This is a genomic window from Candidatus Electrothrix sp., from assembly GCF_052785085.1.
Window position 1 is genome coordinate 1 of the sequence record NZ_JALAAI010000133.1, and the last position, 9,610, is coordinate 9,610.

The 9,610-nt window shown below is 52.0% G+C and carries 8 protein-coding genes and 1 pseudogene; 4 read left to right on the top strand and 5 right to left on the bottom strand.

Annotated features, from left to right (window positions below):
* The 4 genes and pseudogenes from L2082_RS16380 to L2082_RS16395 form a co-directional block, all read left to right on the top strand.
* A pseudogene (locus tag L2082_RS16380) lies at positions 1 to 96 on the top strand (transposase); the annotation flags it as partial.
* A 301-nt stretch (positions 97 to 397) separates the two neighbouring features.
* Positions 398 to 1,480: an LptF/LptG family permease gene (locus L2082_RS16385; protein WP_446011979.1), complete on the top strand. Its 1,083-nt coding sequence runs from the start codon at positions 398 to 400 to the stop codon at positions 1,478 to 1,480.
* Positions 1,480 to 2,220 carry a hypothetical protein gene (locus tag L2082_RS16390; protein WP_446009960.1) on the top strand — a complete coding sequence of 247 codons (741 nt, stop codon included), beginning with the start codon at positions 1,480 to 1,482 and terminating at the stop codon, positions 2,218 to 2,220. The genes L2082_RS16385 and L2082_RS16390 overlap by 1 nt, the downstream gene beginning before the upstream one ends.
* A gap of 2 nt (positions 2,221 to 2,222) precedes the next feature.
* Positions 2,223 to 2,876, top strand: coding sequence for an ATPase (locus tag L2082_RS16395; RefSeq protein ID WP_446009961.1), 654 nt, complete (start codon positions 2,223 to 2,225; stop codon positions 2,874 to 2,876).
* A gap of 11 nt (positions 2,877 to 2,887) precedes the next feature.
* Here the strand turns inward: L2082_RS16395 and mltG are convergent, their stop codons facing one another.
* From mltG to L2082_RS16420, 5 genes are all read right to left on the bottom strand, one after another.
* A complete protein-coding gene (gene mltG / locus L2082_RS16400) occupies positions 2,888 to 3,919 on the bottom strand; it encodes an endolytic transglycosylase MltG (RefSeq protein WP_446009962.1) in 1,032 nt (343 codons plus the stop codon).
* A gap of 132 nt (positions 3,920 to 4,051) precedes the next feature.
* On the bottom strand, positions 4,052 to 6,733 hold the full coding sequence (locus tag L2082_RS16405) for a cobyric acid synthase (protein ID WP_446009963.1): 2,682 nt from the start codon (positions 6,731 to 6,733) through the stop codon (positions 4,052 to 4,054).
* Positions 6,730 to 7,650, bottom strand: a complete 921-nt coding sequence (cobS, locus tag L2082_RS16410) for an adenosylcobinamide-GDP ribazoletransferase (RefSeq protein WP_446009964.1) — start codon at positions 7,648 to 7,650, stop codon at positions 6,730 to 6,732. Before cobS ends, L2082_RS16405 begins: the two co-directional genes overlap by 4 nt.
* Positions 7,647 to 8,750, bottom strand: a complete 1,104-nt coding sequence (gene cobT / locus L2082_RS16415; RefSeq protein WP_446009965.1) for a nicotinate-nucleotide--dimethylbenzimidazole phosphoribosyltransferase — start codon at positions 8,748 to 8,750, stop codon at positions 7,647 to 7,649. Before cobT ends, cobS begins: the two co-directional genes overlap by 4 nt.
* A gap of 312 nt (positions 8,751 to 9,062) precedes the next feature.
* The coding region (locus L2082_RS16420; protein ID WP_446011980.1) for a DUF4351 domain-containing protein at positions 9,063 to 9,610 on the bottom strand (548 nt) is incomplete at its 5' end.

The following is a 9,610-nucleotide window of genomic DNA, read 5'->3' on the forward strand; positions in this document are numbered from 1 at the left end:
TTTGTTGAAGGACTCAATAACAGCATAAGAAACATTATTCGGACTGCGTTTGGATATAGAAATTTTGAAAATTTCAGGCTCAGAGTATTTGCGGAACATGGCGTTCCCCACTAATCTGCGATGAGCCAGAAAAGGTACGGTATAAGCACACCAAAACCAGCAAAAGTTACCCCTTGTGTACCGGTAATGCTTGACTGAACATCCTCCAACGGGTACTTACTGTACTAGCGTTATCATAGAAAATGCTTCTTTGACAGGGAGCAATAAAAATCTTCTGATGCAGCGCAATAAAACATAAAAAAACAGGACAGGCAAACAGGAGGAAATCGCTTTTTCCTTCCCAGCCTGTTCCGTGGAATTAATCCCTGTCTCCATATTTTCCCAAACCTGCAACATTGTGAATCTTCTCAAACGTTATATCCTGCTTCAGTTCTTCAAAAATATCATGATGCTGGTTTTGAGCTTCATTGCTATCTATTTGCTTATTGATTTTTTTGAAAAAATTGACAATTTCATGGAAAAGGGTAAGTCCATGGCCCTGGTGGGTAAATTCTTCCTGCTCTCCATCCCTTTTATTGTGGAACAGATGGGGCCGGTCTGTATTCTCTTGGCCGGGGTGGTAACCTTTGGGGTGCTCAACAATTCCAACGAATTGATTGCGCTCAAGTCCTGCGGTATTCCCCTCAAAAAGATAGCAGCTCCAATTATTGCCGGCGGCATGATCGCAACCCTCTTGCTCCTTGCCTTATCACAATTTGTCTTGCCCAAGACCGTGTCCCGGACCAACATAATCTGGAATAAAGAGGTCAAAGGCCGGGTCTCTCTGGGGATTTACCGGAATGGCCGTTATTATTATCAGGACAACAATAATTTCTACTCCTTTGCTCGCCCTGACCCAAACCAGAATGTCTTTCCCTTTTTCTCTTATTCTTCCTGGAACAGCCGCTATAAGCTCACTGCCTTGGTCTCTTCTGAACATGCCTTCTGGCAAGACGGTACTTGGACCCTGCAAAACGGACAGGTGCAGTATGCCAAGGGGCAAAAAATCTTTAAAACAGAAATATTCCGAGAACGGAGTTTTAACTTTACAGAAACCCCAGCAGATTTCTTCATCCCACAATATCGCAGCAATGAGCTTTCCCTGGCAGAATTGTACCGTGATGCCCTGCATCAGGAAGCGCCCGAGGAACGCACCCAGGCCTGGGCAAATTTTTACGGTCGGATTTCCTATGTTTTTCTGGGCCTGCCCTTGCTCATGCTGGGTCTACCCATGTTGCTGATGGTTTACCGAAAATGGGGACGCGACCTTTCACTGGCTATACCTGTCAGTTGCGGACTGGCCTTTGTCTGCTGGGGCTGCTGGGGAACCTTGCAATCCCTTGCCAAGGCCGGATACATCCCTCCCCTTGCAGCGGCACTTTCTATCCATATTGCTGTAGGTGTATTAGGATTTATTTTGTTGCTTCGGGAGGATACCTGATGAAAAAGACAATCGGTATTGTCGGCGTTCCGCCTCTGGAGATCATCCAACAACTCAATAAGGAACAGACCAGGATTGTTGATCTTGACGAGCCTCACCTTTCGCTGCCCATGAACAGGGAGACCCATCTCCCCCAGGTGTATTGTGCCATTCTCCGCACTGTGACACTGAATGCCATGAACATGGAACTAGACAGCATTTATATTGATATCGGCCCAGGAAAATGTGACTGTGCCCTCCATGTGGCCAAGGTTCTCCAGGATTTTCTGACGATTCCGGTCATCACTACCCGTAATCTGGACAGCAAAGGCTTTGGTACTCCTATCTGCCGCAGCAACCTGCCTCTGATGGAAAAACTCCAGGCAATTACCAAGGGAATTCAGTCAAGTGCTCCTTCTCCTGATTATCCGTGTTCAGTCCCCACAGCAGGTTTTTGGGGTGTACCACCTCGTGATTTCTCGCTTTTATCCCTGTTTCCAGACAGCACCCATGTCTATGGATGGAGCCGCTGCATAGAAAACAAAACCCCTGCTGATATTGAATTGGAATCCTACTATAATCCCACTGTACCCACAGTGTTCTTTGCCCAGTCCTTTTGCGCCAAGACAGCCCTGGCCAAGCACTTGGCGGAACGTCACTCCAAAGGACTGTACGTGGACTGCGATGTCAATACCAGTTCCAGTGTCCGGGCAAAAATTGAGGCATTTCTCGAATTCTCAAAACAAGGAAGCAGGAGGTAAGCATGCTGCTGGCTGATTTCGGGACCTCCTACACCAAGCTTTTTACAACAGATCAAGAAAACAGCAACCCAAGGGTTGTCCCTACCCGTGAGCTTGCCCCCACCTTCAAGGCTGACCTTGCCACAGGTCATAATGCCAAACGACGTGGCAAAGAATCTATCAATGAGTTGATTGCCCTGGCCAAGGGTGGTAATTGCCTGATTCCTGAATCAAATGCCGTGCTGCTCGACTGCGGCAGCCGGGATATTAAATGTATCCGTTATCAAAAAGGAGAAGTGGCGGATATGGGCTGGAATGCGGAATGCGGGGCCTCAATGGGTTTTACCATTGAACTGCTGGAATCCTATTACAAAATTGATTACAGTCAGGTAGCTGTGCCGGCAACCGGGTTTTCCGTCACCTGTGGCGTTCTCGGTATGAGTCATATCTTTGACGCCGTGGTCACGGGCAGTTCTGAAACCGAGGCGGTGGCAAAATTTGTCTGGGGTATTGCCCGCAATGCCTTTCGCTTTGCCGGTTCTCCGAACAGGCTTTATCTCTCTGGCGGGCTTTGCGATAATCCGCTTTTTCTCGGCTGTATTCCCTGCGAAGTTGTCCCGCTGGGGAGGTTTGTGTTGCTGGAGGGGCTTAGGGCGCATCTGGACAGTAGAAAGTGACAAAAAAACTTTTATCTATTCTTCCCCAACTTCTGAAACTTATACACCGCCCGGTTATGCTCCTTCAGCGTCTTGGAAAATTTATGGCTACCATCATTGCGGGAGACAAAGTAAAAATAGGGAACCTTGGCTGGCGACAGCACTGCCTTAATCGCTGCTGCACCGGGATTACAAATAGGACCGGCAGGCAGACCGGGAATAGTATAGGTATTATAAGGACTCCACTGTTCGAGATCAGCCTTGGTCAGATTGCCGTTAAAGTCTTTGATTCCGTAAATCGTCGTGGGGTCAGACTGGAGCCGCATGCCTTTTTTGAGGCGATTATAGAATACCCCGGCGATCACATCACGCTCCCCTGCAGAGCCGGTTTCCTTTTCTACAATAGAGGCTAAGGTAAGCAGCTGATGTTGATCATACTGCTTCACCTCCTCTGTTTGTTCCGCTGCTCCCGATTCTGTCAAATCTTTCCAGACAGTAAAAAAACGCTCAACCATTATCTTAATCAGCTTTTGTTCATCAACCTCTCCGCGAACCAGGGTATAGGTTTCCGGAAAGAGGTATCCCTCCAAAGAAGAAGCTGCTATCCCCAGCTCTTTCAAGAGGGCTGCATCCTGACAAAGCCGGAGAAAAGTTGCCGGATCTGCCCAACCATCTTCGGCAAAAATGGCAGCAATTTCGGTCATCGTTTTTCCTTCCGGGATGGTTACTCTATGATGCACAGGCCGGGCTGTATCCAGAAATTGGATAACCTCCAAGGGGGTCAAGCCCTGCGGCACCTTGAACTCGCCAGCCCGCAGGCGTGGGGGATGCTTAATCACATGAAAGAGCCGGGCCAGGATCAGAAAACGAATATCGTCGGCAATGATGATCTCTTCCTGAGCAAGAAGGGTCTGTATCTGGCGAACACCAGCACCTTTGGGAATATTGATAATGCGATCTTCCAGGCCGGGAGAAGGTGTGAAGACATACGCAGCGAACCAGCCTCCCACAGCTAATCCAAAAAGAAAAATGGCCAGGAGAAGAAAAAGACAGAATGAGCGCATAAAAGAATGATCTGTTGGATATCAGTAACAGATTAATAATTAAGATTCTGACCAACTGATGGTGTCATGATAGTGTTAAACCCTGAGCTGATGAAAAAGCCCCGAAGCCCCGTTAGGGCATGGTTGCGTCACTCAGATCCCCAGCAAACGATAGACCGCATCCATATCCAATTCCTGCCGCAGCACCCCAGCCAGTCGATCCAGGGCAGGTTCCAGGTCATACTGCGTACCCTGCCCACTTAAGGGAGCCAATCCCTTTCGTTCACGCAGATCATTGATAAACCAGCGGCGGAAGGGATCTGCATCAAAGATACCATGCAGATAGCTGCCCCAGACCCGGCCTGATGGGTCGGCAAGGCCGCAGGAGGCCCCATCAGCAAAGCTCAGAAGAGGTTTTGCCACGCTTCCATCTCTCCCGGAGCTATCAGTCTGCCCATGATGAATTTCATAACCATGCACCGGCTGACCGGAGGGGAGATGTTGGCCTTCACGACGGGTAAGGGTTTTATGAGCTGCCAGCTCCGTGGTCAGCTCCAGCAGGCCCAGCCCATGCAGCAGGGCGCCCGGCTCACCTTCAATGCCGTGGGGATCAGCTACAGTTTTCCCGAGGATCTGGAAGCCACCGCAGATCCCGATGACCAGGCAGCCCTGTTCAGCCCTTTGGATAATGGCCTTGTCCAGACCGGTTTGGGCCAGCCAGACCAAATCACCAACCACGTTCTTGGATCCGGGCAGGATCAAACAATCCGGTTCGCCCAGCTCATCCACCTGCCGGACTGTGCGCAGCCAGACATCCTTTTCTTCCAACAAGGGTTCCAGATCAGTGAAGTTGGAGATATGAGGCAGATCAATCAGGACAATTTCCACATGTTCGCCAGCAGCAGGTTTCGGGCTATCGTAAAGACCCGCCTTAAAGCTCACTGAATCCTCCTGGGGCAGGCCAAGGTTAGTAAGCCAAGGCACCACCCCCAGCACCGGCTTACCTGTGCGCTGCTCAACAAAGGCATGGGCATCGGCCAGTAAGGAAACATCGCCCCGAAAACGATTGACCAGAAAGCCAGCCAGCAACTGCCGTTCCCAAGGAGCCATCACCGCCATATGACCGATAAAAGAGGCATAAACCCCGCCCCTATCAATATCCCCCACCAGCAGGGCCGGAGACTGGCTGTACCGGGCCATGCGCATGTTCACAATATCATGGGATTTCAGGTTCACCTCGCCCGGACTGCCCGCCCCTTCCAGGATGATGCAGTCAAAATCCGCTGCCAGTGCATCATAGGTTTGACAGACCTCCTGCCAGGCCTGTTCCTTATAGCGGACATAGTCTGTCACCCGCATATTGCCTACAGGTTTTCCGAGAACGATGATCTGGCTGCCCACATCTGAGGAGGGCTTGAGCAGCACCGGATTCATACGCACATCCGGGTCAAGACGGCAGGCCTGGGCCTGGACCACCTGGGCCCGACCCATCTCACCGCCGTCTCTGGTTACATAGGAATTCAGGGACATATTCTGGGCCTTGAACGGGGTCACTCGCACGCCGTCCTGCAAGAGGATCCGGCAGAGTCCGGCCACCAGCACGCTTTTACCTACATCCGAGCCTGTGCCGAGGAGCATCAGGGAGGGTGTCTTTTTGATGCGGGAGCCGTACCCTACGGAAAAACTTCCTCTTTTCTGCCTGGGCAGCAGGATTTCCTGTAATGCGGCAACAAAGCGATTATTTTCCTCTTCCGAGCGCACCGCCACCCGGAAATACTGTTCTTCCAGCCCTTCATAATTGGCACAGAGCCGAATGGCGATTCGGGCCTCTTGAAGAAGCCTATCTTCCAGTTCAGCAGCTGTTAGCCTGCCCTTCAACTGAACCAGAAGGAAATCTGCGGTTCCCGGAATAACCCGGAGTAAAGGGATTCCGGCCAGATCTTTACTGAGGGTTTCACGATTTTTCCGGATCAGTTCCTGCGTTTTGCGGATATAGTCTGTATCGCCGATCATGGCCTTGCCAGCAGCCTGGGCCAGGGCATTCACCGACCACGGAGCAAGCTGTTCTTGTATCGCATTGCACAACTCTTCAGAAGCGGCCAGAAATCCCAGTCGCAAACCAGGCACGGCAAAGAGTTTAGTTAAAGAGCAGAGGGTGATGATGTTTTCCCGAGAGCCTGCCAACGAACTATATCCTGCAACAAAACCGGCAAAGGCCTCATCCAGCAGAAAAAAGACATCCGGGTGCTGATCAGCCAGGGCCAGCAGGGCCGTCCGGTCGATCATCCTGCCCGTCGGATTATTGGGTTGACCGAGAATCAGCAAATCACCGGGCTGAAGCAGCGGAGAAATATGGTCCAGGTTCGGCTGAAAATCATCCTCTGCCGGTAGAAGAAAAGGCAGAGCCTCAAGACCGGCTCGTTCGCAGGCATGACGATAATCAATATAGGCTGGAACCGGAATCACGGCCCGTTGTATTTTTTTTTCTGCCAGGGATTCATGTAGGGGCAGGTCCCTGTGTCTGCCCGATGGACAAGGACGAACACAGGGGTTCGCCCCTACAGCACGAAGGGTTGCGTAGAGCAGGTCTGAAGTGCCATTCCCCGGAACAATCTGCTCTGCCGGAAGCTGATACTGCTCTGCAATGGCCTGCACCAGTTCCGTCGAATCCGGGTCAGGATACTGCAAAATATCGCCTAAACAGCCAGCCAGCAGATTCCAGAGATGCTCAGGCGGCCCAAGGGGATTGATGTTGGCACTGAAATCCAAAATTTCTTCCGGCAGGCATCCCAGGCGAGCAGTCAGTTCTCTGATATTACCGCCGTGCCCGCTCATACTCCGCTGCCCAACTGAAGGACAAAAACCAGGGCAATGGTGGCTTCAGCTAACTCGCAGGCTGCGCCCAAGGTATCTCCGGTCACTCCGCCGATCTTTTGCCGACAAAAGAGAGCGAACAGAGCAGTGATGAGCAGAACCGCACAGACAGCAAGAATCCCCTGTGGCCCTGCGGCGGCCCAGGAGATACCACTGAAAACCAGCATAACAGCCAAGGCCCTGAGCCGGGCCTGATTGGTGGCAAAGGAATCTTTAAACAGGGTTCCCAACCCGCCTTCGGGGCGAGCATAGGGCAATAAGGCCATGAGCAGGAGAATGGCGATACGCCCTGCAATGGGCATGAAGAAAACTGCAAGAAAGAGCTTGTCTCCTAGAGCTGGAAGAGCAGCCAGACAGGCAATCTTGAGAGAGAGCAGAAGAAGCAGGGCCATCACCCCCATAGCACCGGTGGCTGAATCCCGCATGATTTCCAGCATCCGTTCCCGAGGCCGGGCACTGAAAAAACCATCTGCCGTGTCAGCTAATCCGTCCAAATGCAATCCACCGGAAAAACCAAGCAGGAGAAAAACCATCAGTACTGCTGCCACCGCAGACGGCAAAACCATGTACAAGCCCCAGGCCAGGGGCAAGGCTATACAGCTAAAGAACAGGCCAACCAAGGGGAAAAAAGGCACTGATCGGGCCAGTTCTTCCTCGTTCGTTCCGAAGCTGTCGGAAACAGGAATAATAGAGAGAAAACGCAGAGCCGCAACAAAGGAGCCAATTGCGGTAATGATGCTTCTGTTCAGCGGCTGACTGGATCTGGATTCGCTCTTCCTTTGCGGAGCTTTTTCTTGTTTCTCAGAAACTTGTCTTTGAAACCGCGATGTCTTTTTTCTGCGCCTGTTGCCGGAGCTGCGTCTGTTGAGGAACTTCATTCTGTTGGGGTTCCCGTGACCCCGGCATCGGCAAAGGTGGACACTTCGGTAAGCACAGCCACAGCCGCCTCAACCACGTTCATGGCCAGGGCAGCTCCGGTACCCTCCCCAAGACGCAGATTGAGATCCAACAGGGGCTTGCACCTGATCTGCTCCTGCATCACGGCATGGCCCTGCTCTACAGAGCGATGGGCACAGATGATATAATCCCTGACAAAAGGCTCCAACTTGCAGGCGATCAAGGCCCCGGCAGTAGAGATAAAACCGTCTACCAGCACCGGCTTTTGCTGGGCCGCAGCCCCGATGATCAGCCCGGCAATCCCGCCAATCTCATAGCCCCCCACCCTGGCCAGCACGTCCAGGCCGTCGTTGCTGTCAGGTTTATTCATTTGCAGGATCTTGGCCAGAATTCGTTTCTTATGCTCCAGCTGCTCATCATCCAGGCCGGTTCCCCTCCCGGTCAGCTGATCCAGAGTCTTGTCCGTCATAGCTGCAATAACAGCGGTACTGGCAGTGGTATTGCCTATGCCCATATCGCCGGTGGCAAAGATGTCCACCTCTGAGGCCATTTGTTCAGCCACCTCAATACCAGCTTCCACGGCCATGACCGCCTGGGTACGGGTCATGGCTGGTCCGTAGACCATGTTCTCGGTGCCGGCAGCTATCTTTTTGGAGATAATCTTGCCTTGTTTCACCAGATCAGAGAGATCCTCAGAGCATCCCATATCCACCACAGCAACCTCTGCTCCGGCCTGCCGGGCCAAGGCGTTAATGCCAGCCCCGCCATTGACAAAATTAGAGACCATCTGTGCCGTGACCTCAGCCGGATATTTAGACACCCCTTCTGCAGTGACCCCGTGATCACCCACCATAACCACCACCCTCTTCCGCTGCACCGGGGGATGCATGGAACGGGTCATCCCGGCCAGATCCACGGCCAGATCCATAAGATCTCCCAAGGCCCAATGGGGCATGGTCAGCTGCTCAAGCCGGGCTGTGGCTTTATCCCGATATTCGCTGTCCTGGGGGAAAATTTTACGAAAGGTGGCTTCAAGATAATCCACGTTGTCAGATCTGTTGGGTTGATATGTTGTTGGCATAGTCTTTTGTCATTTGGCGTAGGGCAGAGCTGCGTGTCTGCCCGATTATCTCTGATCGGGATACTCCGTACCGACACAGGGGCGCGAACCTGTTTGTCTGTTTCCCCTATATACCGCATGAAAAAAGCAAGGGCAAGACAAGGTTAGCGTTGTGGTATCTATAAGAAAGAAAAAGAGGCTGTCGGCTGCTTATGTCCCGGCAAGGGTGTAGAAAAAAGCGGTCGGTTTTTTCAGCCGGGGTGGCGCGTACAAGGACAGACACACGGGTCTGCCCCTACATCTCAATACCCTCTTCATAGGGCAGAACAGGCTTTATTCGGCAAAGACATCCTCAAGGGTGGTAGCGGTGAAAATACGCTCGGACCAGACCTCAAGCATCCTGCCTGACGCCTCTTTCAGCATCTGCTCCGTCCACTCAGGCAGGTCTCCGAAGCGTTTTCTCAGCAGGCGTGAAAGAACCCGCTGCTCACCCTGTTGCATTCCCTGCTGTACGCCCTTTTGAATCCCTTGCTGCACACCCTTTTCAAGCCCCTGATCATAATATTTCTTTAAAAAAGACTGCATAATACCACCTCCGTGAACAGAATCTTCCAGAACTGCTCCAAGTGTTTCTTCGTCCAGTTTCCCCGTGCCCTCAGTGAGATAATAGAGCAGGGTGAATATAATTTCCCGTCCGTTTTCATTTTTCAGCATCTCCTGAGCCTGGGCCAGTATTTCCGGCAGCCGCTCCAGTAAATCGTCACGAAAAACATGTTTCAGTGTCAGTAGCACAGTCCGGGCCGAAACTCCGCCCCGAATATCCCGGTCGTCCAGCCGGGAAAAATCCTGAAGCACCGGAGCGAATTCCGGCAGACGCGACA